Genomic DNA, 24148 nt, shown 5'->3' on the forward strand with positions numbered 1-24148 from the left:
GGAGATCACCCATGACCCGAGTGCTGGTGACCGACGTCGCCTGGCCGACCGTCGAGGTCGAACGGTCGGTCCTCGCCGACGCCGGCGCCGAGCTGGTCCTCGCCGCGTCCGGTGACACGGCCGAGTTGGTCGAGCTCGCTCGGGACGCGGACGCGATCCTGACCTGTTTCGCCAAGGTGCCCGCCGAGGTGCTGGACGCCGCGACCCGCTGCCGGACGGTGGCGCGGTACGGCGTCGGAGTCGACAACATCGACGTCGACCACGCCACCCGGCTCGGCATGGTCGTCAGCAACGTGCCGGTCTACTGCGTCGACGAGGTGGCCGACTCGGCGCTGCTGGGCATCCTCGCGCTGGCACGGCGCCTGCTTCCGCTCACCCGTGACGTCGCCGCCGGGCGGTGGGGGCGGGACGTGCCCGGAGCCGGCACCCGGCTCCGCGGCAAGGTGCTGGGCCTGGTCGGCGTCGGGACGATCGGCAGCGCGCTGGCCGTACGTGCCCAGGCCCTGGGTCTGGAGGTCGTCGCCTTCGACCGGCGACCGGTCCCCGGCGTGCGCCTGGCGGCGTCGCTGGAGGAGTTGCTCGCCGAGGCCGACGTCGTATCGCTGCACGTGCCGCTCACCGAGAGCACCCGGCACCTGATCGGCGCCGCCGAGCTCGCGACGATGAAGCCCACGGCGTGGGTGGTGAACACCGCCCGCGGGCCCCTGGTGGACAACGCGGCTCTTCTCGACGCGTTGGAACGCGGGGAGATCGCCGGTGCTGCGCTGGACGTCACGGACCCGGAGCCGCTACCTGCCGATCATCCGTTCCGCACGCGCGACGACGTCGTCCTCACCCCGCATACCGCGTTCTCCTCGGACGGCTCGCTGGCCGAGCTCGCCCGCAAAGCCGCGACGAACGTCGTCGACGTGCTCGAAGGGCGGGTTCCGGCGACCGTCGTCAACACGGCCGTGCTGGACAGCCCGGCGCTGCGGCTGCCGCGATGACCGCACTCGTTGATCACCTGGTGCGGCGCGGGCTGACGTCCTCGTCCGACGTCCGTGTGCAGTCATTGACCGGAGGCGTCTCCAACGACGTCGTCGCGGTGACCGCGCCGGGTCTCGACGCGGTGGTCAAGCAGGCCCTCGGTCGGCTGCGGGTCGCCGAGGAGTGGCTGGCGGACCCCGCGCGCCTGGACACCGAGGGCCGTGCGCTGCGTCTCGCCGGTCGGCTGCTGCCCGGGGCGGTGCCGCAGGTCTACGACCTGGCCGACGGCTACCTCGTGATCGAACGCGCGCCGGAGAGCTGGCGGACCTGGAAAGAGGACCTGCTGGGCGGTGCCGTCGACGTCGAGGTGGCCGCCCAGCTGGGGCGTGCCCTCGGGGATTGGCAACGCGGCACGGCAGGCGACGCCCACGTGGCCCGCGAGTTCGGCGACCGGACCGCGTTCGGCCAGCTTCGCGTCGACCCGTTCCACCGGACGGTGGCTCAGCGCCACCCGGATCTGGCCGACGTCGTGAACCACACGATCGCGGTGATGGAGGCTTCGGCGTCCTGCCTCGTGCACGGCGACTACACGCCGAAGAACGTCCTGGTCGACCCGGAGGGAGACGGCCTCTGGGTCATCGACTGGGAGGTCGCCCACGTCGGAGATCCCACGTTCGACCCCGCGTGGACGATCGGACACCTGCTGCTCAAGACCGTGCACCGGCCGGGTCCGCCCTATGCGGCTGCGGGGCGGGCGTTTCTGGAGGCCTGGGGCACCCAGCACGATGCCGTTCAACTGGTCCGGCAGACGGGCTGCCTGCTGCTCGCCCGCGTCGACGGCAAGAGCCCGGCCGACTACCTCACCGACGCGGAGCGCCACTGCACCCGCGCCCTGGCCCGCCGGCTGCTGACCGACCCACCTCCGCACGTGCTCGACGCCTGGGAGCTACTCGCATGAGCGACACCACGATCACCGGCCTGTTCGCCTGGGAGGCGCTGGACTCCCGCGGCAAACCCACCGTCGGCTGCGAGGTACGTCTCGACGGCGGCGCGATCGGCCGCGCCACCGTCCCGTCCGGCGCCTCCACCGGACGCCACGAGGCGCGGGAGCTGCGCGACGGCGAAGCCCGCTACGGCGGCAACGGCGTGCGGAAAGCCGTGGCGAACGTGACCGGCGAGATCGCCGACGCCGTCCGAGGCCTGGACGTCGCCGACCTAGACGTGAGCCTCCGCACCCTGGACGGCACCGCCGACCTGGGCCGGCTCGGCGCGAACGCGGTTCTCGCGGTCTCGGTCGGGGCGGCGGTGGCCGGTGCCGCCGCCCGCGGTCTCCCGCTCCATCGGGCCGTCGCCGACGAGGGCGCCGCTCCTCTGCTGCCACTTCCGATGGTCAACATCATCTCCGGCGGCGCGCACTCCGGCCGCTCGATCGACGTCCAGGACTTCCTCGCCGTGCCACTCGGCGCCCGCACGTTCGCCGAAGCGATCGAGTGGGCGGCCCGGGTCCGCGCCGGCGCGGCGGAGGAGCTGGAGCACCGTAATTTCCCGGTCGCACTGGTGGCCGACGAGGGCGGCCTCGGCCCCTTCCTGCACACCAACCGCGCCGCGCTCGACGTCCTCGTCGCGGGCATCGAACGGGCCGGTCTCCGGCCCGGCGACGACGTCGGGATCGCGATCGACGTCGCCGCGACGCAGTTCGCCCGCGCGGACGGCCGCTACGTGCTCGCCGCCGAGAACCGCGAACTGACCGCCGACGGCCTGGTCGACGAGCTGGCCGACTGGTGCGCGTCCTACCCGATCGTCTCACTGGAGGATGCGCTCGCCGAGGACGACTGGGCCGGTTGGCGCACCGCCACCGAGCGCCTGTCCGGGCGGCAGCTCCTCGGAGACGACTTGTTCGTCACCAACCCCGACCGGCTCGACCGAGGCATCCGCGAGCACGTCGCCAACGCCGTCCTGGTCAAGCCGAACCAGATCGGCACCCTCGACACGGCCCGCGCGGTCGTCCGTCGGGCCCAGGCCGCCGGCTACACCACCGTCCTCTCCGCCCGCTCCGGCGAGACCGAGGACGACTGGCTCGCCGACCTCGCCGTCGGGTGGCGCACCGGCCAGATCAAGGTCGGCTCCACCACCCGTTCCGAGCGCACCGCGAAGTGGAACCGGCTGCTCCGTCTGGAGGCCGAGCTGGGTTCCCGCGCCGAGTACGCGGGCCGCACTGCTCTGGGAGGTATCCGATGACCAGGTCCGTGAACGGCTGGGCGCTCGGCCGGTTCGACGACGGCGTGAGCGAGTTCGCCGCGCTGGTGGTCGGTGACCGTGCGATCCGGCTGCAGGACGACGGACTGACGAAGGGCCCGGCCACGATTCGCGCGCTGCTGGACGACTGGGCGTGGACCCATCCTCGGCTGGCGGACCTTGCCGCGTCCGGGGCCGACGGCGTCCCGCTGGCCGACCTCCGGATTCTGGCACCGGTCGAGCCGCGGCAGATTCTCCAGGCCGGCGCGAACTACCGGTCCCACGTCGCCCAGATCATCGTGTCGAGCCGCGCCGCCGACGACCCCCGGTCCGACGACGAGCTGCGTCGCTTCGCCGAGGAGATGATGGACGAGCGGGCCCGCACCGGCAGCCCGTTCTTCTTCAGCGGCATGCCGGCCGCGATCTGCGGCCCCGACGACGACGTCCTGCTGCCTTCTGAGGCTGCGCAGGTCGACTGGGAGGCCGAGCTGGCCGTGGTGATCGGCACCGTGGCCCGCCGGGTCTCCCGCGAGCGGGCGCTCGACTACGTCGCCGGCTACACGGTCTGCAACGACGTCAGCGCCCGTGATCTGCAGTTCCCGGCCGAGCACAAGGCGCTCGGCGGCGACTGGGTGCGGGCGAAGAACCGACCGACGTTCCTGCCGACCGGACCGTTCCTGGTCCCCGCCGACCAGGTCGGCGACCACCGCGCTCTGGAGATCACGTTCGACCTCAACGGCGAACGCCTCCAGCGGGATCTGCCGCGCAACATGCTGTTCGACGTCCCCGCGCTCATCGCCGAGGCATCGGCGGCCACCACCCTCTACCCCGGCGACCTGATCCTCACCGGCAGCCCCGCAGGCAACGGCGGCCACTACAACCGCTGGCTGCAGCCAGGCGACGTCATGGTCACCGCGATCGCCGGCTTGGGCGCCCAGCGCAACACGTGCGTGCGGGACCAGTGACGGGCCGTCCGCTGGTCGTCGACTCCCGGCGGCCAGCGGACGCGGTGACGGTCGAGATACGCCTGACGGCGGCCGACGGAGGCGCCCTGCCCAGGTGGGCGCCGGGCGCACACATCGACCTGGTGCTGCCCAGCGGGCTCGTCCGTCCGTACTCGCTGTGCGGGGACCCGCACGACACCACGTCCTGGCGGCTGCTGGTGCGGCGCGCCGGCGACGCCTCGGCCTACGTGCACGACCGGCTGCAAGTCGGGGACGTCGTCCACGCGCGGGGACCGCGCGACCGCTTTCCCCTGGTCGCCGCCGCGCGATATCTGTTCCTCGCTGGCGGGGCCGGCATCGCTCCGCTCTTGCCGATGGTGCGGTGGGTCGCAGCGGCGCGCATCTACCCGTGGCAGCTTCTGCACCTCGACCGAGACGCTTCGCTCCTCGCGGACGAGACGCTCGGCACGACCGTCGGCGAGTTCGGCCTGGTCGCCGACGCCGTGCGCGCTGCTGCGGACGGCACCGCGGTGTACGCCTGCGGCAGCGCCCGTTTCGTCGACGCGGTGGCCGAGCTGGCAGGGAATCGGCTCGATCTGCACCGCCAACAGTTCGACCGCCCCGAGCCGGTGCCTGGTGGGACGCCGGCCTGCGAGCTGGTCCTCGCCCGGCGCGGTGACACGATCCCCGTACCGGCCGGCACGTCTCTGCTCGACGCGCTTCTCGACGCGGGCGTCCCGGTGCCCGTCTCGTGCGGAGTCGGCATCTGCGGCGCGTGCATCGTCCCGCTGCTGGACGGCACCGTCCGGCACCGGGACTCGATCCTGACCGACACCGAACGAGCCTCCGGGCGTTCGGTCGTCACCTGCGTGTCCGCGGCCGACAGCGCCCGGCTCGTCCTGGACGTGTGAAAACGGCGGGTCCCGAAGTCCGGGGCCCGCCGCTTCGCGGAACGTCAGTCGGTGATCAGGGCTAGCTGCTTGTTGATCTCGGCCGGGTTGGTGTCCCCGACGACTTTCTGCAGGAACGGGGTGCGGTCGAAGAGGAAGTCCCGGACCGGCCGCAGCAACCGCGGGGCGTGGTGGAACATCTGCCCATTGCGATAGGCCATCTTCACCTGGAACGCCGTGTGCGGCTTCCGCGGCTCCTCGTAGGCCTGCAGCGCACGCTGGACCGCGTCGGCGTCGGTCAGGTCGACGCCACGCAACCGCCGGCCGATGAAGTAACCGTCCTCGATCGCCATCCCGGCCCCGTACGCGGCGTACGGCGACGTCGCATGCGCCGCGTCGCCCGCGAGCGTTATTCGGCCCTTCGACCACTGCGGCAGGAAACCGCGGTCCCGCAACACCCACCGCTGCACCTGCTGCGCTTCGGTCCGCTCGATCAGCTGCGGCAACGGATGCGGAAACGTCCGCCCCAGCTGCTTGGCCCGGGCCAGCAGATCAGGCGGCGGCGGCGCGTCCGGATCACACGCCTCCAGGACCCACCACTGATAGCCGTCCCGGCCCTTGTACCGGATCGAGGTCCAGCTGCCCTGCACCTCGCGGCCGTGCCCGATCACACAGAAACCCGTGTCGCCGCCGATGTCCTCGGCGAACGTGTACCCCGCGATCGCGTGCAGCCGGTGTTCCCGCTTGGGCGAATCGCCCCACAGCGTGCGCCGCACCAGCGAGTCGATCCCGTCCGCCCCCACCAGCACGTCCGCCTCGTAGCTGGTGCCGTCGGCGAAGTGCAGCATGACGGCCCGGTCGTCCTGCTCGATCCGCTCCACGGTCTGATTCGTGCGCAGCACACCCGGCGGTAGCGCGGCGAGCATCCGCTCGTACAGCTCCGGCCGGAGCAGCCCGATGAAGCCCCCGCCACGGCCGTACCGCTTCTCGATCTCCGGGTCGCTCTTGATCGTGGCCCGAACCCGCCCCTTGTCGTTACGGAACTGCGACACGCACGGCGCACCCAGGTCCGTGGTGTCCACCCCGATCAACCCGAGCGCCTTCAGCGGCGGCGGCCACAGATTCAACACGTTGCCGGCCGGACGGGCCTCTCGGTAGCGCTCGAAAATCACCACCTCGTGACCGGCCTGGTGGACGGAGAGCGCCGTGGCCATGCCGGCCGGTCCGCCGCCGAGCACGGCGACGCGTCCACGTCTGGGAGGGGTCGACGGAGCAGACATCATTGTTCTCCTCGATGCCGAGCGGCTGTCACCCCGATGTGATTCGGATGACCTGGGGAAGACGCTAGGAATTCACGCCGCCGAGCGGAAATGCGTCCTCGCTATCCCTCCGATTCATGCGGGCTATACGCCGGCTGGTTCGCCTTCTCGTACTCCTCCTGTGGAAGGGGCTCGAGCCACGCGATGAGGTCCCCACCATCGGGGAACGCCTCAGGCTTGGCCGTCGTGCACGCGGTAGCCGCCTGAGGTGACCTGCATGAGGGGGGCGGGGGCCGTCGCCGGCGTCTTGCTGCCGACTTGGCACGCCGGTGCTTCCGACACCGGCCGCGGGCCCGAGGTGCCGGTTTGGTCGGGTTGTCCGTCGACGACCGTGAACGAGAGCCGCTGCCCTCTCCACGGCTCGAGCTTCGGCGAGGTGTCGGTGATGGTTCCGGTGACCACGGCGACCCGTCCGCTGGTCAGCAGACATTCGGCCCTGGCCGTCCAGAAATAGCTGGTGCGCTCTCCAGAGACGTAATGGCGGATGTGCAGGGTTCCGTGGGCCTTCTGCGGACCGGACCCGGTGGCATCGGCGTGCACGTCGAACGAGAACCGGACGTTGTCGGCGGCGATCGGATACGACAGGCGGGCGGTGCCGGTCAAACTGCTCATGCTCGAGCGGATCGTCGATGAGGCGGCGGCGGGTGTGTCCGCGACGGCAGGGAGAGTAAAGGCCAGGAGGGCTGCGGCGGCCAGAGCGGGCCAGTGCGACGGCGAGCGGGACATCGGTTCTCCTCGAGCGGTGGAAGCGCTGCCTACGAGCCTGGTGGGCGGGCGCGGCCGTGCCTTCCCCGCGTGGAGGGAGCCGCCTCCCCTCTCCGAGGGAGACCGCGAACTCGGGTGGCTTTCGCCGCATCGGCTCGCCTCTGCCGTGTGTCCCGATTTGGTCCGCCGCCGCAGCTCTCGTTCCGGTTGTGCAGTGCTCAGCTGGGTACCGGCACCAGCGACCACTGCTGTTCGGTCAAGTTCTGGTCCGGCCATTGGATGACTTGCGCGCCGTTGTCGGCCGATCCTCCCGAAACGGTCAAGAGCTTGCCGCTGTGGCGGGCTCGGATCTCGTAGTAGCCACCCACCGGTTCGAGCGCATAGGCCTGGTCGAGGCCGCGGTTCTCGACCCACTGCACAGCTCGGGCAGCGTCGGTGGTGCTCGTCTCCCAAACGGACACGGCGCGGCCGCTGTTGCGGTTGAGCAGGGAGCGGTAGCCGCCGCCGATGTCGGTGACGTGCCAGTGCTGGTTGAGCCCGCCGTTGTCCACCCACTGCACGAGGTTCGCACCGTCGGCCAAGCTGGCGTCGAACGCGTCGAGCACCTTGCCGCTGCGCCGGTTGACCAGCTTGTAGTAGGCGCCAGCGGACCGCCCGAAGTCGATGTCGGCGTACCGAATCGTGCTCGCACCGGAAAGGACGAGCACCCGGCCGGTGCGTGGCACGTAGGTGAGGTTTCGGCTGTATCCGGCCTCGATGGTGGTGTGCTGCCGGGTCCATCTGCCGGTGCTGCTACCGGTGGGATTGACCCAGACGTCGCCGCTTCCCGCCGCGTTGTACATCAGCCGGCCGTCGGGAAGTCGGACGATCACCGGGCTCCCGCCCGTGGTCAACGCGGGAGATCCCGCCGTGACAGGTAGGGCGGTGATGTTCGTTCCGGCGTCCCCGCCGGCGGAGAAGAAGTTCAAGGGATTCGACGAGATCTCGTAGCGCACGTTGTCGCCGCCACCGAAGTACTCGTACGTCAGCATCCACCGGCCGTCACTGGTCTGCGCCACGTTCGGCATGCCGGGGCGCCCGCCGCCGATCTGTCCGACCCCACCGACGTTCTGGGTGAAGCCGGCGACGTCGAGCACGGGCGCGCTCCATCCACTGCCGGTGTCGCCGTTCCAGGTGCGGTGCGCGATGACCTGGCCGTGGGAGTCCCCGGCCGTGTCGTTGTCCCCGCGCCGTGTGAGCACTCCGGTGGACGGGTTGTAGCCGGTGTAGTCATTCTCGTCGGAGTAGTACGCGACGAGTTGGTCGTCGTACACCATGAGGTACGGCTCCCACACCGGGTCGACCTGCCGGTGGGCGTTGGCACGTGCGACGCGCTGACCGATGGCGCCGGCGCTGCCGCCCTGCCAGCCACCCGTGGCGATGATGTTGAGGAAGGTCCAGGAAGCACCCTGGTTCGTGCTGGAGTAGAGGGCGATCGCCAGGTCACGCCGGTCGCCGTCGTTCGTCGGCACCCAGGCCGGATTCGCCGCCTTCTGCTCGGTGTAATAGACGTCTTCGCCCGACACCACCGTGGAGAGCAGCAACGTGCCGGCGCTCAGGTCCCCGACATTCTGCGGTAGTACATAGAAGTACGGGTTGGTCCAGCTGCTCGTGTACCGCGCGTACGCGGGATCGTTCGACAGGGCCGCCGGCGCGCGGACGTCCGACAACCACTGCCAGGTCGTGCCGTCGTCGTCACTGCGGTACACCGGGATGACCTGACCGGCGGCCGCGCCGGTCGGTCCGACGGTGGCTCTCTCGAAGGCGGCGACCAGGCGTCCGCTCGGCAGCGCCGCGGCCTTCGGATACACCGAACAGTTGCCGAGACCTTTGGTGCACTGGGCGTTGCCGGGCAGTTGGTAGAGCGTCCGGGGCGTCGGGCTGGCGGCCTGCGCAGGCAGGGCCGACCCAACCAGAGAGAGCAGCAGGACGAACAGGCCTACCGTGGTCCGCAGCAGCGATTTCCGGGTCCGGAGGTCGGGGCTGCGGAGGTATTGGCTGGCTGATCGACGGTTCATGGTGTTCCTTCCTTCCGCCGTGGCGCGTCTTCGACGAGGACGCGGACGTCCCAGGCGGTCAGGTCGATCGCGTCGTTGGCCGGCACCGGCTTGCCGGTGAGCACCTCCCGGCAGTCGGTCGGTACGGTGACGGCGGCGGGGTGCCAGGACCAGTTGTGCAGGAAGCGCAGCCGACTGCCGTCGGCCGAGGTGGCCCCGGTGCACGTCACGGACTTCGGCAGATCACTCCAGGCGGTGGCGGATGAGGGCTGGGCCCACCGGAAGAGCGCCTCGGCGAGCGTGTGGTCGGGCACGGTGCCGACGTGAGTGATCCGGCCCTTGCCCGCGATTCGTGTGGTGATCGCCGGCCAGCGGCCGAAGTGCGGATGCCGGTAGTGCGCCAGAACCTCGGCTCCGTCGAGTAGCAGCCCGTCCACCCAGCGGGTCGCGGTTGCTCCGGGGGGTACCGACAGCCTGGTCGGGTCCGCCGTGTCCACCTCGATGGGGGCGTGGATGGTGCTGAACTCGTCGTACCAGACCCCGGCAGCGTCGGCGAGCCGGGCCGGCATCCTGTCGGTGCGGGCACGCGCTTCCTGGTCGGCGTAGCCGGTGCGCGGTCCGACGATGAGGTGACCGCCGGCGAGCGCGTACTTTCGCAGCCAGTCGAGGGTTTCGTCGTCGGTGAGGTAGAGACCGGCTGCGACGAGCACAGGGAACTGTCGGACGGCGTCGTCGACTTCGAGGCGCCGGTCGGCCCCGTTCGCGAGCCGGGCGGCGTGCACGATTCGCACCTGGAGGCCGGCGTCGAAGGCGCCGCGGTAGAACGGCTCGATGAGTCCTTGGTAGGCGCGTTCGTCGGGGGTGCCGTCGGGGTGGGACAGGGCGGGGTACTTCTGCATGATCCAGCGAGTGGGCATGGAGAAGAGCAGGGCGACGTCGGCGTCCGGGGTGAGTCCGGCGACGAGTTCGCCGGCCTGCTTGAGTTCGTTGCCGAGCTCGGCGAGTTCGCGGTAGGTACGGCCTGGCCGGCCGCTGTGCGGAAGGATCCCGCCCCAGTAGGTCTCGGTGCCGAAGTGCAGGGTGTGCCAGTGCCAGTAGCCGATCATGCGGGCGCCGCGGGCGATGAGCGCCCAGGCTGCTTGGCGCCATTGCCCGTCGTAGGCGGGCCGGCTGTCCCAGGAGAAGCCGATGTGCGAAGCGTTCGTTTCGGTGACGAGGAACGGTGCCTGCTTCGACGAGTACATCCGGTCAGCGCTCAGGTACAGGGCCCAGGTGCCGTCGGTAGTCCAGGTCTGGGTGGGCGTGCGCTCATCCGGCACGCTCAGGCCGTCCTGCATGACGTAGTAGGCATTGGCCGCGGAGATGTCCAGTGCATCGGTCAGGCGGTCGTCGTCGAAGGCCGGCCGGTCGTAGGCGATGCAGGTGGTGACGAACTGCTCTGCGGTGGCGTACTCGCGCACGATGGCGGCCTGCCAGGCGATGAACTCCTCGGTCTGCCGGGCCTGGAACGCGCGCCAGGCGAGCTCGTACTGGGGTTGGGCGTTGCCGTCGGGCGCCCACAGGTCGGCCCAGGTCGAGAGCCGGTGCGACCAGTAGACCAGGCCCCACTGGCGGTTCAGGTTCTCCACCGTGCCGTACTCCTGGCGGAGGTGGTCGACGAAGCGCTGGAACACGCCGTGGTTATGCAGTAACTCCAGGCCGGGCTCGTTGTCGACCTGGAAGCCGAGGACGGCCGGGTGCCGCGCGTAGCGGCCGACGACGCAACGGATGATCCGTTCGGCATGGAAACGGAAAGCGGGATGGGTGAAGTCCACTTCCTGCCGCGCGCCCCACGGAATGCGGTGCCCGGAGGCTCGTTCGCCGGCGACCTCCGGATACAACCGGGCCAGCCAGGGCGGGACGGCGTAGGTCGGGGTGCCGAGGATGACGGCGATACCTCGGTCGTGGGCACCGTCCAGGACCGGTTGCAACCAGTCGAGGTCGAACAGGCCCTCCTCGGGTTCCCAGGTGGACCACACCGATTCACCGACTCGGATGACGGTGAAACCGGCGTCGGCCATTTGATCGAGGTCGGTGTCCAGGCGATCGGTGAGCTGGTACTCGTGGTAGTACGCCGCTCCGAAGAGGACATGGTTGGGCAACGAAGGCATGGATCATCGGCTCCAAGCGAGAGTCAGAACGCAATAAGGGCGGTGCGAATTACTCCTTCACGGCACCGGCCGACAGGCCGGACTGCCAGTACCGCTGGAGAAGAACGAATGCGGCGATCAGCGGGATGACCGAGAGCAGTGACCCAGTCACGACGAAAGCCAGTAGTTCGGCGTTCGAGCCGTTGCCGCCGACCGCCTGTGCCGACCAGGAGCTGAGCCCGACGGTGATCGGGTAGTAGGCCGGGTCGTTGAGCATGATCAACGGTAGGAAGTAGTTGTTCCAGGTGGCGACCAGCGTGAACAGCAGGACCGTGACGAAGCCCGGGACGAGGCTCCGCAAGGTCACCCGGAAGAAAATGGCCAACTCACCGGCACCGTCGATCCGGGCCGCTTCCAGGACACTGTCCGAAACCGCGTCGCGGGCGTAGACCCACATCAGGAACACCCCGAATGGGCTGACCAGCGACGGCAGAATGATGGCCCACGGCGTGTTCACCAGGCCCACCTTGCTGAACAGCAGATAGGTAGGGATCGCCAGCGCCGTGGTCGGCACCATGATCGTGCCCAGGATCAACCCGAGCATCGGTCCGCGGCCGCGGAAGGTGTACCGGGCGAAACCGTAGCCGGCGAACGTCGCCAGCGAAGCCGCGCCGACGGAGCTCACCCCCGCGTACAGGAAGGTATTGGCCATCCAGCGGGCGTACTCGCCCCCGTTGTGCGCGAAGGTCGCGCGAACGTTGCTGAAGAGCGCGAAGTCGTCACCGAACCACAGGCCGAAGGTGGAGAAGAGGTCTTCGGTCGTTTTGGTGGACGCGACGGCCAACCAGAACAGCGGGGACAGGAAATAGGCGAGGAGCGCCATCATCCCCAGCGTCAGAACGTTGCTTCTGCGTCGGTCGTGTGGTCGCCGACGCGTGGCCACCGGGCCGTCGGCACGGGCGCGCCGGGATGGGGGACGTCCGGTCATGGTCGCAGTCATCGGCGTCGGTTCCTGCTCGACACGAACAGCACGGCGTACGAGACGGCCAGGATGACGAAGCCGAGCAGGAACGAAACCGCGGCCGCGTAGTTCACCTGCTGGGAGACGAAGGCGAGACTGTGGGCGTACACGTTGGGGGTGTACGACGAGTTGATGACGGTGGGCGCGAGCCGTTGGATGAGGTTGGGTTCGGCGAACAGCTGGAAGCTGCCGATCACCGAGAAGATGAGGCAGAGCAACAGTGCCGGTCGCAGCGCGGGGATCTTGATGTGCCAGGCGATTCGCCACGGTCCGGCTCCGTCGACCGCCGCGGCTTCATAACGTTCGGAGGGCACGGTCCGAAGAGCGGCGTACAGGATGATCATGTTGTAGCCAGCGAATTCCCAGGTGACGATGTTGCCGAGCGAGGCCAGCATCCAGGCGTCGCCGAGCAGGTCGGGGGCGGTGAACCCGAGCCGGTCGCCCAGCTGGGTCAGTGGGCCGAAGTCGGGTCCGTACAGGTAGCCCCACATCAAGGTGGCGACGACACTCGGAACCGCGTACGGGATGAAGGCGCTCAATCGGATCAGTTTCGGCAGGCGGAGTAAGCCGCTGTCGAGAGCGAGAGCCAAGCCGAGCGCGACCAGCAGCATGAGGGGCACTTGAATGAGGAAGAACAGCAGAACTCGGCGGAGGCCGTCGAGTAGCTGCGGGTCCTGAACGGCGCGGAGATAGTTGTCCAGTCCGACGAAGACTGTGCCGCCGACGAGTTGGTCCTTGAACAGGCTGAGGTAGCCCGCGTACCCCAACGGCAGCAGGAACAGCACGACGAAGCAGGCGAGGAATGGGGCGACGAAAATATAGGCGTGGTTGCCCGGGTGCGAGCGGCGCCCGCCGAGGCGGGACGACGCCGCAGTTCTGGTGATCATGGCGAGGTCTCGTTTCGCGACAGCAGCAACATTCGGCGCGGCGCTTCCCGCCGAGACCGGCGGGAAGCTTTACGGCGGGTCAACCGGCGCTGACGGTGAAACCTTGATCCTTGGCGTACGCCTTCAGCCGCGCCTGCCACTCGTCGGTGGCCGCGGCCACGTCGCTCTTGTCGGCCAGCGACTTTCCGGCGGTCTCGGTCCAGTCCTTCACTGATTGGTCCAGGAACGGCGGCCACTGCCAGCCGACGTCGACGGTGGCGCTGATCTGGGCGAAGAGTTTGTTGACCTGCTGGCCGCCGAAGAACTCGGATTTCCGACCGGCGAACGACGGGTCCGCCAGCAGCGTCGTGGACGCGGGGAAGAAGTTCTGGACCTCGCTGAACATCTTCGTGGCGTTGAGGTCGGTGTTCAGGAACTCGGCGAACTTGGCCGCGACGATGGGATTCTTGCTGCCGGTGATGACTGCGGTCGTGGATCCGCCCCAGTTGCCCGAGACCGGCTCGGCCGTGTCCCACTGCGGCAACGGGGCCGCGCGCCACTTGCCGGTGGTCGACTTCGCACTGCCGCTGAGAAAGACCGGCCCCCACGCAGCGGTCAGCCAGGTGGCGTACTTACCGCTGTTGAAGCCCTGGAACCAGTTGTCCGTGAAGTCGGGGTCGGTGGAGACCACGCCTTCGCGGACCAGTCCGCCCCAGTAGCTCGCCACCTTCTTGGAGGCCGCGTCGTTGACGGCCAATCCCACCTCGGTGCCCTTGACCGAGTAGGCCTCGGAGCCCGCCTGCCACATCAAGCCGTGCCAGCCCGCGGTCTCGTTGGCGGCCAGGTTGGTCAGGTACACCTTCGGATCGGCAGCATGCAACTTCCGGGCAGCGGCGGCGAACTCGTCCCAGGTCCGGGGCACCTCGATGCCGTACTTCTCGAACAGGTCGGCCCGGTAGAGCATGCCCATGGGGCCGGTGTCCTGGGGATACGCGAAGACCTCTCCGTTCGGCCCGGTCACCTGCTGCCAGGTCCAGTCGACGAACTTCGACCGGTTAGCCGCCGCACCGTAGGGGCGCAGGTCCACCAGGCTCTTGGTGATGGAGAACGTCGGAACGTACTGGTACTCGATCTGGGCGACATCCGGAGCGCCCGTGCCGGCCTTCAGCGCCGTGCGAAGCTTGGTGTAGGCATCCAGACCCTGGCCGGCGTTCACCACGTCGACCTTTATGGCCGGGTACTTCTTCTGGAAGAGTGCGACCTCTTGGTCGATATTCGGTACCCAGGTCCAGAAGGTCAGTGTGGTCGGCGTCATCATGGCCTTGTCGATGTCGTCCTGACTGACCGCCTCTGTCGGGCCTGACGCCGGGTTCGACGCCGAGCCCGAGCAGGCGGCGAGAGTGGCGGCCGCCGCGGTAACTGCGGTGAGTTTCAGTAACCTTCGACGGGTAAAATGCGGAGCGGAAGTCGGCATGGGAGATCACTCCTCCGTGTCTTCGACGACGCTTTTGCGCACGTCGGAACATCTCCCGGGAGGGCTGGCAGGCTGGCTCCCGGGAGCGGGATGGCTTCTGCGTCGGCCGCATCCGTCCGGCCCGTCGGTTCGCAGCCGTCGGGTCGCAAGGATGTGGCCGACGTTTCTCTCGGTTCGGTGACGCCACGGTCAGGTGCCGGTATCGCCTCCCTCGGGTCGCGACGAGGGCCGGGACGTCGAGGCCCGAATCACCAGGCGATGCACGTGCCTCGGCGGCGGTGCGGGTGGACTGTCCGGGTTGTTCAGGAAGTCGACCAGGTAGGTCAGGCCGACCGTCGCAAGTTCGGCATTGTCCGAGCTGACCGTGGTCAGCGGTGGCCAGACGTGGGCCGCGACCGGAATGTCGTCGAACCCCACCACGCTGACCTCGCCCGGCACCGAACGACCCGCTTCGTGCAGGGCGTGGATTGCCCCGACCGCCATCTCGTCGTTGGCAGCGAAGATGGCCGTCACGTCCGGATCGCGTGCGAGCGCCGTCCCGATCTCGTAGCCACGACCCGCCGTCCAATCGCCCTCGACGGCTGCCGGCACGTCGGCGCCGGCCGCGATCAGCGTCTTCCGCCAGTTCTGCAGACGTTCGCGGGCCGCCCACCATCGTTGCGGCCCGGCGATGTGGTGAACCGTCCGGTGGCCCAGCCGGAGCAGGTACTCGGTCACCTCAGCCGCGGCATCGCCCCCCTCGGCCGCCTGCACCGACAGCACCGTCGGCGCGTGCACGGCGGGCGCGGCACCGAGGGTGAGGACCGGAACGTCGACGCGTAGTGCTTCTTCGCCGTCGTCGACCGGCTCCGACAGGATGATGGCATCGACGCCCTGAGCCAGCAGGTTGTCAGCGGCTTGGACCAGACCGGTGACGTCCTCCTCGAAGGAGTTGGCGATCGTGAGCGAGTAGTCGATCCGGCGTGCGGCCCGTTCGAGCGCCACGAGCAGGGACGACGGTCCGAAGTGGGCCGTGCCGAGCGACACGACCCCGATCCGGTGGGTACGACCGGTGAGCAGAGCACGTGCGGCGCCGTTCGGCCGATAGCCGAGTCGTCGAGCGGCGGTGAGGACGCGATCCCTGGTCTCTGCCGAAACGTTCGTCTCGTTGTTGAAAACCCGGGACACGGTTTTCTGGGAGACGCCGGCCAGCCGAGCCACGTCGGTACCGCCCGGCCGACGATCCTGTCCCTCGCGTCGCAACCCAATGTCTGTCAACCGTTCTCCAGCGCAATCGATGTCTACGTAGTCATGGGCACTATGTCTACGTAGTCATCGTCCGCAAGTCAAGACTCTGCTGCACCGTGCGTGAAACATCCGCTGCCGCGCCGTCACGCCGTACGCCAGAGCGCCGGTCGTACCGGCACGCCGTTCAGGCTGGTATCACCGCGATCGCTTCGACCTCGACGAGTTGGTCGGGGTAGCCGAGGACGGTGACGCCGAGCAGTGTGCTGGGTGGGTGGGGCGTGAAGTAGGCGCTGATGGCCGTCCATGCGGCAGAGAGGTCTTCTCGCTGATCGGACGCGACGTAGATGGTGGTTTTGACGACGTCGGAGAGGTCCGCGCCGGCCGCCTGCAGAGCGATCGTCAGGTTGGTGATGGCCTGATGACATTGACCGTCCAGGTCGCCGACGGGTGTGGTGCGGCCGGTTGGGTCGAGGGGGCAGGCTCCGGCGGTGAACACCATCTGCCCTGCAGTGGCGAGGGCGGCGTAGGCGTAGGGCGCGGTGGTGGCGAGGCCTGGCGGGTTGATCATCTGGTTGGGCATGCGTGCACTGTCGCGCTTCGATGGGTGGCGAGTCATCCGGATTGCGCTGGACGAAGCCGCCCGCAGCTTCTCGTCGGCTGACCCAGCCGGTCAGACGCATCCAACCGGCGCCGACCGCAGCGGCTCGCCATTGAGTTCGGTCGCGCCGGATAGGTCCCACCAGAGCGATCCGCCCACGGTGAGGAACGCGGAGAAGGCGCCGACCGGTTCGCCGGTGTCCAGTGCGTCCGCGACCGCGGTCAGGTAGGTGGCCAGCGACGGCCAGGCATCGGTGAAATCTGCCGGATTGTCGTGCGGGGCCCAGCCCAACCGGCCCTCCCCCGGGCCGGGCCGCAGGTCAAGGACCTGCAGATCGCCTTCGACGTCACCGAACGGGAGCCACCGCCCGTGCCATCACGCCTCCGTGTCCGGGCCCGTGGAGAACCCGTCGACGGACGGCGCGATCTCCATCCGGATCCGGTGATGCTCGAGGATCTCGGCAACGGCCAGCGGGCGCGACTCCGGCAGGACGTTCGCCCACTCGGTCAGCCCGTCGTGCCGACGCAGCGATTCGACGAGTTGCCGGGGAAACTCCAGCCCCAGCGCGGCCTCGGCGGCAGTGATCACCTCCGGGGCAGCCGGCGGTGCCAGCACTGCCGCGCTCACCGGAGCGTGCGACGCCAGCCAGTCCTCGATGCGCGCCCACGCCTCGGCGATCAATCGCACCACCCGTTCGTCAGCCGCGGCAAGAATACGGAGCTCGAGGGCAGGATCACGTCCGGGTTGGCCTGGTAGCCACCGTCGGCCACGACCGGGCGGCCGTCGAGCTGGTCCATCATCCCGAGTCGCGGTAGGCGATGGTGTCGTTGCGGTTACCCCGAAGCTGCGGACATTTGCAGTTCAGCCGTCGGTTGAGCAGCATCAACCCCGCGAATCCCGGCCCCGTCCGAAGACATCAGTGGCAGGTTGAGAAGCGTTCCCGCACAACAGCGGCGGGGCCGGGAGCGATTGCTCTCCGGCCCCGCTGGGTGCGGCTATCGGGTTGTTCAGTACGAGTTGTAGCTCCAGCAGTCGTCGTAGCGCTTCTGGTGGCGACGACGACGGTGCCGGCGCGGCTTGTGGCAGTCGTTGTAGTCCCAGGACTGCTCGTAACCGCAGTGGTTGTAGTCGCTCATCGTCGCCATCTCCTCGAAGTCTGTGGCGGAGGGCCGGTGCCCGTTCCGCCTGCACCAGAAGACTCCCGCGAATCCGCGACCGGCTCACTCGCCACCGTGACGCCCCGAGTGTTCGCCTCGCGACACAGTCGACGGACGCGCCACCGGCGCGGCTCGCCGTCCCGGTCAGTCGGTCGAGTCGCCGAAATCCCACGCCTCGTGCTCGATCGGCCGGCTGTGCAATACCGCCGTCTCCGCATTCTGCAGCATTCTCGTCGGGTCGAGACCGAGCTCCCGATTCAGCTGCCGGCGCCCGTCCTGGTAGACGTCGAGAGCGTCCGCGCTGCGTCCGGACCGCTGGAGCGCGGTCATCAGCCGGAGACGCAGTCCATCGTCGAGGGGGTCTTTTTGGACCGCCTCGGTCAGCTCCGGAATGAGGGCTTCGAAATGCCCGAAATTCAGCTCCAAATCGACCAGACGGCGGAACACCACGCTTCGTTGTTCTTCCAGGATGCGCGCTTGTCCGGACACGAATTCCGCGTCCAGACCGCTGAGCGCCGGACCGCTCCACGCTTGTAGCGCGCGTCGGCAACCGTCAGCTGCGGAATGATAGCGATGCGCGCGGAAATCGCCGGCTGCTTCGTCGGCCAGCGACGTGAATACCTCGACGTCGGAGCGGACCGGTCGAAGCACGTACCCGTCTGTCCTAGTTTCGAGTCGATCGTCCGCACCCACCTCGCGTAACCGTTTCCGGATGTGCGAAATGTGCACCTGAATCTGATTCCGCGCTGCGGCCGGCGGCGACCAACCCCAGAGCATGTCGACGATCGCCTCGGCGTTGACCGGCCTGTTCGCGGATAAGGCCAGAGCTGCGAATACGGCGCGCTGACGTGGCCTGGAGAACCGCACCGGCCGCGCACCTGCCCGCACATCGAATGGCCCGAGAAGCGACACTTGCATGACACACCCCCGTGTACCTGCGAATGTGTTGCTCGATAAGAATTTGTTACCACAGCGAGACAAGACGTCAACACCCGACGCGTCGAATGAGCGGCCGATCCCAGGTGAGGCGTCCTCTGTGAGCTGGATCACAGCATCTCTATGCATCTTTCACGGTGCATCCCGCAGAGGTGCGTAAACGACGTTAAGCGGCCGTTCAGCGAGTGCCGCCAAGATTGCGGCAGACGACGACACGCCGATCGGTAGCCGCGAGAGCGGTCAGTGCACAACTCGCCGATCAGCCGGAGTTCATTCCGAGCATCGGCAATCCGTGTCGGCATTCGGAATGCAATTCCGGAGGAGGATCGCATGGCAATGTTTTTACCTGCGCCACAGGTACCTCCCTCGCTGCGACCTATGCGCAAATTGGTCGGGCCGTACGGGTTGGTCTCGCGCGTCGACCGACTGCCGGTCACCGAGGGCGACATCGACTTCGCGATTTACTCCGCCTCGCTCGGGGACCCGGGCCGCGCGCTCGATGCCCAGAGCGGTTGGCAACACGACCCCACGTCGGGAAACTTCGACGGCGCGGGCGGCAGTACCGATCCGGAGACCGCCGCCCACCTGGCGGTCGCCGAGTCGCTCGAGCGCTACTCGTCCTGCGCCTGGTCCGAGGATCGCCTGATCTGGGCCACCGCCGGCGACCTCGGCGCCGACGCGATTCCGCCGTCGTCGTTCCCGACCTGCTCGGAGACGGAGCTGGCGGACCCTCGCTGCGGATTGGTGGCCTGGGACCCGCGGACGCCGCTGCGGTGGGTCCGTGGCTGGTCGTTGACCCGGGCGAAGCCCGTCTACGTCCCGGCGGTCAGCGCTTTCATGAAGTTCACGTTCGAGTCGACAGCCGAGCGCTACACCCATCCGGTGTCCACCGGCTGCGCGGCGCACGCCGATCCGGTGGACGCCGTCGTCAACGGTCTGCTGGAGGTCGTCGAGCGAGACTCGATCGCGCTGACCTGGTTGCAGCGGATGCGCTTGCCGCGGCTGGCGGTCGATCCGGACGAGCTCGACGAGCCGTATCGGTCGTTCGTCCGGGCCGGTCGATCGGAGAACATCCAGACCCTCCTGTTCGACGCCACCACTGACTTCGGCATCCCGGTGATCTACGGGCTGCAGCTCGCGCCGCACGACACGGAGCTGGCGCAGCTGGTGGCTGCCACGTGCGACGTCCATCCCGGACGCGCCGTAGCCAAGCTGTACCGCGAGAGCTCCTGTCTGCGGATCGCGCTCCGGGCCATGAGCGCACGTGGCGCCCGGCCGTCGGTCGACACGCTCGCGGACAACGTCAGTGTTACCGGCGGAGCACTCAACGCGGGCCTACCGGAGAACCGGAACTACTTCGACTTCCTGCTCGACGGCGACCGGACGACCCGACGGCTCGCGGACCTGCCCACCGTCCCGTCCGGTGAGGCGACGCTGCCCTGGCTTCTGCGGCGGGTCCACGACGCCGGAGCCGAGGTGATCGTGGTGGACCTGACCACCGACGAGGCGCGCCAGGTCGGAGCCACCGTCGTCCGTGTACTCGTGCCGGAGGCGATGCCGCTCAGCTTCGTCCACCGGGCCCGGTACCTCGGCCATCCGCGGCTCTATCGCGCGCCGGCCCGAATCGGTCAACAGGTGCACCCGGAGCCGGAGATCAACCCCCACCTGCAACCCTTCGCTTAGGGGTCGGACGATGACGCACTCGACATTTCCCTCACAGCCCTCGATCCTGGTCCTCACCGGCGGCACGTTCGGCGACCGCGTGGGATCACTACTCCGCCGAAGCCGCGCGGCGACGGTCCAGTCCGTCGATCCGCACGGCACCCATCCGGGCTTCTGGCCGCACGCCGACCTCGTCGTGCTGGCGACCGGGTTCGAGCGGCCGCGGCTCGCGGAACTCGTCGACCGGATGGCGTTCCACTGGGATCGCTCCTGGTTCCCGGTGTTCGCGACCGCGACGACGCTGGTGAGCGGACCCGTCGTGGTCCCGGGCCGGACCGCGTGTTACCAGTGCTACACCCGTCGCCGGGATCAGCACCGAGGCGCCGACGACGCCGGGCGCCCCGACGTCGAGTTCGCTCAGCCGACGCCGCACGTCGACATCGCCGTCGCGCTGGCCGAGCAGTCGCTCGACGAGGTCCTCCACGGGGGCGCGGCGACCGTCCGCACCTTCGACCAGGTCTCCGGTGGGCTGAGTCGCAGCAGCGTGCTCGCGGTGAACCGGTGCCGACGATGCCGCCCGAAGCTCGAGGACGAAGAGAACAGCGAACTCTGGCAGCACCTGGCGGCCGCGGCCGCCCAACCCGCAGCCGCTCATCCCGTAGCCGCGCATCCCGCAGCCACGCCGTCCGAGGCGGTGCTCCGGTGAGCGCGAACGCGGCAGTCGACGCCGGCCGGATCGGCCTCGCTGCCCACTACGACCCTCAACTGAGCGTTCCGGTCCGGCCACGGCTGCGCCGCGGGTTGACGCTCGTGCCCGGCGACGCCGAGCTCGCCGTCCACGGAGGACCACGGCGCCAGCGGTTCCGCGGACGGTCCGCAACGACGCTGCTGCCCGCTCTGCTCGACGCGCTCGACGGCGAACGGACCTACCCGGAGCTCGCCGACGCGCTCGGCGTGCCCGCCGAGCACGTGTTCCGCAGCCTCGCGTTGCTCTGGACCAGCGGCGTGATCGAGGAAGGACCGGCCGAGACGGCGCCGATCGACCCGATCGACGACGAGCTGGCCGACTTCCTCTCGCGCATCGGCGACGCGACCGCGGCGAACCCGTCCTGGGAGACCGCCGCCGCACGACTGCAGGGCGCCCAGGTCGAGGTGTTCGCCGATCCGGTCACCGCAGCCACACTCACCGAGTCCCTGCGAGACGTCGTCGAGTGTCGTGCAGGCATCGACCGCCCGTCGGCGGACACCACACTCGTCGCGCTGGTCGACGACGGGCAGACCGACTACTCCACGGTGATCGAGACGTGCTGGCAGCGCGGGATCCGGCTGGTCCGGCTCCGCCTGCACGGCCGCACCACCGAGATCGGCCCGCTGGTCGATCCGCGGCTGACCCCCTGTCTGGACTGCCTGGACGCCGAGCCGTTCGACGACGAGCGCACCGGCCAAACAGCCGATCGGCGCTTGGCTCTCGCCCTGTTCGCGCGGGACCTGCTCGGCTTGCTCTCCCGCAGCGTCACCGTCAGCCTGGCCGGGCGCTGGCGCCGCGTCGACCTCGCCGACCTGACCACCGCCGACGTGTCCGGCGCCACCCGAGCCGGATGCCCGCGCTGCTCCGCCGCGCCGGCGGACCCCGTCCCGGTCGCGCCACTGCCGGTCCGCTACGAGGCGTCGGTCGCGATGCCGCCCAAGGAGTTCGCGGACCTCAAGGCTCATCAGGTGCACTACCGGGCTTCCAACATCGCGCTCCAGGAGCGTTCGCGCGGCTGGCCGGCCGCCCGCTCGGTCGCCCTTCCGGACGCCGAGCTGACCCGCCTCGCGGTGCCGTGGGTGACCGCCCCGGAGGCGCGGCCGCGGCCGACGCCGGCGGAGCTGTCGCTCCTGCTGCGCACGGTGGCGGGTCGACGCCCCGGTCCGGACACCGGAAAGGTCCAGCGGTGGACCGCGAGCGGCGGCAACATCGGCTCCTGCGTGGCGTACCTCGCGGTCCGGGACTGCGACGGACTCGCGCCCGGCCTGTACGGGTACGCGAGCGCCGACCATGCGCTGGCTCAGCTGTCCGCCCGAGTACCGACGTTCGCCGGCCCGGGCCCCGTCACGATGGTGCTGACCGGCGACTTCCGAAAGGTCGCCGAGAAGTACAACGCGTTCGCCCTGCGCATCGTCTTCCTCGACGCCGGGTGCGCCCGCACGACCACGCAGGTCGTCGGTGAGGCGCTCGGTGTCCCGCCTCGGTTCCGGACGTCCTGGGACGACGCGGCGATCGGTACCGCGCTCGGCCTTGACCTGGCCGCCGAACCGATCACGGCCGTCGCCGACCTCGGAGGTGCCCGATGAGCCAGTACGCCGTCGATCTGCTCGACGAGCTCGCGTCCGGCGTCGCCGGGCCGAGTACCGACCGGACGCACCGGCCACAGCCGCTGCCCGCCCTCGAGTCACCGGTCCGGGTCGGCACCTCGCCGACACCCGTCGGCGCCTCCGTCCTCGACGTCTTGAGCGGGCGCACCTCGATCCGCGACTTCGCGGACGCCCCGATCCAGGCCGCCGACGTCCTCGACGCGCTGACCGTCGCCCTGGACGCCGACTCCACGACCGCCGGGCCGGACGCCGCTCCGTTCGAGATCACGCTGCTGGCCGTACGGATGGGCCCGCTCGCCCCGGGGATCTACCGGTTCAGCCGCACCGAGCGAACCACCGAGCTGATCGCGCCGCTACCGCCCGAGGACCGGCTGCGTGATCTCACTCTGCAGCAGGAGTTCAGCTACGCGCCGGTACTCGTCTCGGTCGCCGCCGATCTGCAGGACGTCGCGACCCGCGACGGCGCAGCCGGCTACCGCGAGCTGATGACGAGGGCGGGGGCGGTCCTCTACCGCACGTGGTTGGAGGGCATCGCCCGCGGACTGATCGGGTCGGTGTTCGCCGGATTCATCCCGGCGACCGTGCGCACGAGTTTGCGCAGCGACGGCGCCTCCCGCCACCAGCTGTTCGCGCTCGCCCTCGGCGCGCCCCGTACCGCCGTCGGCTGAGCGCCGCGTCCGCGCCCGAGTGCGCGGAACACCAGAACTTCCGTGGGACTGCCACGGAATCGACTCCGTGGAGAAACCACGGAGAACAGGAAGGAGAACGAGATGGACGAGCAGAGGAACGAGCTCGAACTGTCGGCGTCCGCCGAGGACCTGGAGTTCGAGTCGCTGGCCGACGGCAACGCCCTCGCGTCGGTCGCCACCGCGGGAAGCGCCTCCACGGCGTCCTGCCCGGCGACCTCCGCGTCGTCGGTCAGCTCCGCGTCGACCTACACGTGATCGGCGCTGCCGGTCACCCGGGAGGAGTGCACATGACTCAGGACGACGACTTCGACCTGCAGGCCATCGGATCCCTCGACATCGAGGAACTGGCCGAAGACACCTCGCTCGGCACCTGGGGCACGACGTCCAGCGTCGGCACCGGGAGCTGCCCGGCGAGCACCGCCGGAACCGCTTCATCTGCCAGCAGCGCCGGCTGACAAACCCATCGACTGCCATCGACTGGAGGAAGAGCCATGAACCAGAACGACACCTTCGAATTGGTCGCCATCGAGGACCTGACCGTCGAGGAACTGCCCGACGGCGACGCCCTCGCCGGCTGCTTCGCCTGCGCGGGCAGCGCATCCACCGCGTCCTGCCCGGGCAGCTCGGCCGCCACGGCCAGCAGCGCTTCGACGATCAGCTGAGCGTCAGCTCACCGACCCCACTCGGGAGGAGAGTCATGAACGAGTCAGAGCTCGATCTGCAGGCCATCGATGACCTCGGCGTCGAGGAGTTGCCGGACGGCAACGCGCTCGGCACCTGGGGCACGTCCAGCACCGCAACCACGATGAGCTGCCCTGCCAGCTCGGCCAGCACGGTCGCCTCGGCGTCCTCGTCGGGCTGAGACCGATCGCGGCGCCGGACCGCGTGGGCGCACCACGCGGTCCGGCGGCCGCATCCGATGCACGACCCGAACCCCTC

27 protein-coding genes are annotated in these 24148 nt (G+C 69.3%); 13 read left to right on the plus strand and 14 right to left on the minus strand.

All coding sequences use genetic code 11. From position 1 onward, the window contains the following. Window positions 1-11 precede the first annotated feature (11 nt). The 5 genes from ABEB28_RS18645 to ABEB28_RS18665 are packed head-to-tail and all read left to right on the plus strand — an operon-like array spanning window position 12 to window position 5056. Entirely contained in the window at window positions 12-986 is a 975-nt protein-coding gene (locus ABEB28_RS18645; protein WP_345729398.1) for a C-terminal binding protein, read from the plus strand. Further along, window positions 983-1924: a phosphotransferase family protein gene (locus ABEB28_RS18650; RefSeq protein WP_345729399.1), complete on the plus strand. Its 942-nt coding sequence runs from the start codon at window positions 983-985 to the stop codon at window positions 1922-1924. The genes ABEB28_RS18645 and ABEB28_RS18650 overlap by 4 nt, the downstream gene beginning before the upstream one ends. Further along, the gene (eno, locus tag ABEB28_RS18655) at window positions 1921-3204 is read left to right on the plus strand and encodes a phosphopyruvate hydratase (RefSeq protein ID WP_345729400.1); all 1284 of its coding nucleotides are present in this window, start codon (window positions 1921-1923) and stop codon (window positions 3202-3204) included. Before ABEB28_RS18650 ends, eno begins: the two co-directional genes overlap by 4 nt. After that, window positions 3201-4166, plus strand: a complete 966-nt coding sequence (locus ABEB28_RS18660) for a fumarylacetoacetate hydrolase family protein (protein WP_345729401.1) — start codon at window positions 3201-3203, stop codon at window positions 4164-4166. The genes eno and ABEB28_RS18660 overlap by 4 nt, the downstream gene beginning before the upstream one ends. Beyond that, the gene (locus ABEB28_RS18665) at window positions 4163-5056 is read left to right on the plus strand and encodes a PDR/VanB family oxidoreductase (protein WP_345729402.1); all 894 of its coding nucleotides are present in this window, start codon (window positions 4163-4165) and stop codon (window positions 5054-5056) included. Before ABEB28_RS18660 ends, ABEB28_RS18665 begins: the two co-directional genes overlap by 4 nt. Window positions 5057-5100: 44 nt before the next feature. Here ABEB28_RS18665 and ABEB28_RS18670 read toward each other — a convergent pair whose 3' ends face one another. The 14 genes from ABEB28_RS18670 to ABEB28_RS18735 all read right to left on the minus strand — a co-directional run bounded on the left by ABEB28_RS18670 (window position 5101) and on the right by ABEB28_RS18735 (window position 18485). After that, window positions 5101-6315, minus strand: coding sequence for an FAD-dependent oxidoreductase (locus ABEB28_RS18670; RefSeq protein ID WP_345729403.1), 1215 nt, complete (start codon window positions 6313-6315; stop codon window positions 5101-5103). Between the two features lie 210 nt (window positions 6316-6525). Further along, window positions 6526-7080: a hypothetical protein gene (locus tag ABEB28_RS18675; RefSeq protein WP_345729404.1), complete on the minus strand. Its 555-nt coding sequence runs from the start codon at window positions 7078-7080 to the stop codon at window positions 6526-6528. Between the two features lie 197 nt (window positions 7081-7277). Then, the gene (locus ABEB28_RS18680) at window positions 7278-9116 is read right to left on the minus strand and encodes an RICIN domain-containing protein (RefSeq protein ID WP_345729405.1); all 1839 of its coding nucleotides are present in this window, start codon (window positions 9114-9116) and stop codon (window positions 7278-7280) included. Beyond that, complete coding sequence (locus tag ABEB28_RS18685) at window positions 9113-11245, minus strand: beta-galactosidase (protein WP_345729406.1); 2133 nt, start codon at window positions 11243-11245, stop codon at window positions 9113-9115. Before ABEB28_RS18685 ends, ABEB28_RS18680 begins: the two co-directional genes overlap by 4 nt. Window positions 11246-11294: 49 nt before the next feature. Next, window positions 11295-12224, minus strand: coding sequence for a carbohydrate ABC transporter permease (locus tag ABEB28_RS18690; RefSeq protein WP_376980219.1), 930 nt, complete (start codon window positions 12222-12224; stop codon window positions 11295-11297). Next, window positions 12221-13132, minus strand: a complete 912-nt coding sequence (locus ABEB28_RS18695) for a carbohydrate ABC transporter permease (RefSeq protein ID WP_345729407.1) — start codon at window positions 13130-13132, stop codon at window positions 12221-12223. The genes ABEB28_RS18690 and ABEB28_RS18695 overlap by 4 nt, the downstream gene beginning before the upstream one ends. Before the next feature lie 79 nt (window positions 13133-13211). Beyond that, the gene (locus ABEB28_RS18700) at window positions 13212-14585 is read right to left on the minus strand and encodes an extracellular solute-binding protein (protein WP_376980217.1); all 1374 of its coding nucleotides are present in this window, start codon (window positions 14583-14585) and stop codon (window positions 13212-13214) included. Window positions 14586-14774: 189 nt separating this feature from the next. Next, window positions 14775-15785 carry a LacI family DNA-binding transcriptional regulator gene (locus ABEB28_RS18705; RefSeq protein WP_345729408.1) on the minus strand — a complete coding sequence of 337 codons (1011 nt, stop codon included), beginning with the start codon at window positions 15783-15785 and terminating at the stop codon, window positions 14775-14777. A 211-nt stretch (window positions 15786-15996) separates the two neighbouring features. Then, on the minus strand, window positions 15997-16392 hold the full coding sequence (locus ABEB28_RS18710) for a RidA family protein (RefSeq protein WP_345729409.1): 396 nt from the start codon (window positions 16390-16392) through the stop codon (window positions 15997-15999). A gap of 90 nt (window positions 16393-16482) precedes the next feature. Then, a complete protein-coding gene (locus tag ABEB28_RS18715) occupies window positions 16483-16701 on the minus strand; it encodes a hypothetical protein (protein WP_345729410.1) in 219 nt (72 codons plus the stop codon). 84 nt (window positions 16702-16785) lie between these two features. After that, window positions 16786-17100: an SMI1/KNR4 family protein gene (locus tag ABEB28_RS18720; RefSeq protein WP_345729411.1), complete on the minus strand. Its 315-nt coding sequence runs from the start codon at window positions 17098-17100 to the stop codon at window positions 16786-16788. Then, entirely contained in the window at window positions 17088-17210 is a 123-nt protein-coding gene (locus ABEB28_RS43165; protein ID WP_425558966.1) for a hypothetical protein, read from the minus strand. Before ABEB28_RS43165 ends, ABEB28_RS18720 begins: the two co-directional genes overlap by 13 nt. A 207-nt stretch (window positions 17211-17417) precedes the next feature. Next, window positions 17418-17546: a hypothetical protein gene (locus ABEB28_RS18730; RefSeq protein ID WP_345729412.1), complete on the minus strand. Its 129-nt coding sequence runs from the start codon at window positions 17544-17546 to the stop codon at window positions 17418-17420. 165 nt (window positions 17547-17711) lie between these two features. Further along, window positions 17712-18485, minus strand: a complete 774-nt coding sequence (locus tag ABEB28_RS18735) for an AfsR/SARP family transcriptional regulator (protein ID WP_345729413.1) — start codon at window positions 18483-18485, stop codon at window positions 17712-17714. Between the two features lie 396 nt (window positions 18486-18881). Here ABEB28_RS18735 and ABEB28_RS18740 point away from each other — a divergent pair, with 396 nt between their 5' ends. The 8 genes from ABEB28_RS18740 (at window position 18882) to ABEB28_RS18775 (ending at window position 24071) form a co-directional block, all read left to right on the plus strand. After that, window positions 18882-20186 carry a YcaO-like family protein gene (locus ABEB28_RS18740; protein WP_345729414.1) on the plus strand — a complete coding sequence of 435 codons (1305 nt, stop codon included), beginning with the start codon at window positions 18882-18884 and terminating at the stop codon, window positions 20184-20186. Between the two features lie 10 nt (window positions 20187-20196). Continuing rightward, window positions 20197-20871, plus strand: a complete 675-nt coding sequence (locus tag ABEB28_RS18745) for a TOMM precursor leader peptide-binding protein (RefSeq protein WP_345729415.1) — start codon at window positions 20197-20199, stop codon at window positions 20869-20871. Beyond that, window positions 20868-22499, plus strand: a complete 1632-nt coding sequence (locus tag ABEB28_RS18750; protein ID WP_345729416.1) for a tpaE — start codon at window positions 20868-20870, stop codon at window positions 22497-22499. The genes ABEB28_RS18745 and ABEB28_RS18750 overlap by 4 nt, the downstream gene beginning before the upstream one ends. Beyond that, a complete protein-coding gene (locus tag ABEB28_RS18755) occupies window positions 22496-23188 on the plus strand; it encodes a nitroreductase family protein (RefSeq protein ID WP_345729417.1) in 693 nt (230 codons plus the stop codon). The genes ABEB28_RS18750 and ABEB28_RS18755 overlap by 4 nt, the downstream gene beginning before the upstream one ends. A 102-nt stretch (window positions 23189-23290) precedes the next feature. Next, window positions 23291-23464, plus strand: a complete 174-nt coding sequence (locus ABEB28_RS18760; protein WP_345729418.1) for a thiocillin family RiPP — start codon at window positions 23291-23293, stop codon at window positions 23462-23464. Between the two features lie 32 nt (window positions 23465-23496). Continuing rightward, a complete protein-coding gene (locus ABEB28_RS18765) occupies window positions 23497-23664 on the plus strand; it encodes a thiocillin family RiPP (RefSeq protein WP_345729419.1) in 168 nt (55 codons plus the stop codon). A 36-nt stretch (window positions 23665-23700) separates the two neighbouring features. Further along, window positions 23701-23871 (plus strand): thiocillin family RiPP, encoded by a 171-nt coding sequence (locus ABEB28_RS18770; protein WP_345729420.1) that lies wholly within the window; start codon window positions 23701-23703, stop codon window positions 23869-23871. A 35-nt stretch (window positions 23872-23906) separates the two neighbouring features. After that, window positions 23907-24071 carry a thiocillin family RiPP gene (locus ABEB28_RS18775; RefSeq protein ID WP_345729421.1) on the plus strand — a complete coding sequence of 55 codons (165 nt, stop codon included), beginning with the start codon at window positions 23907-23909 and terminating at the stop codon, window positions 24069-24071. Window positions 24072-24148: the final 77 nt, after the last annotated feature.

It is taken from the genome of Cryptosporangium minutisporangium, from assembly GCF_039536245.1.
In the GTDB taxonomy this organism is placed as follows: domain Bacteria; phylum Actinomycetota; class Actinomycetes; order Mycobacteriales; family Cryptosporangiaceae; genus Cryptosporangium; species Cryptosporangium minutisporangium.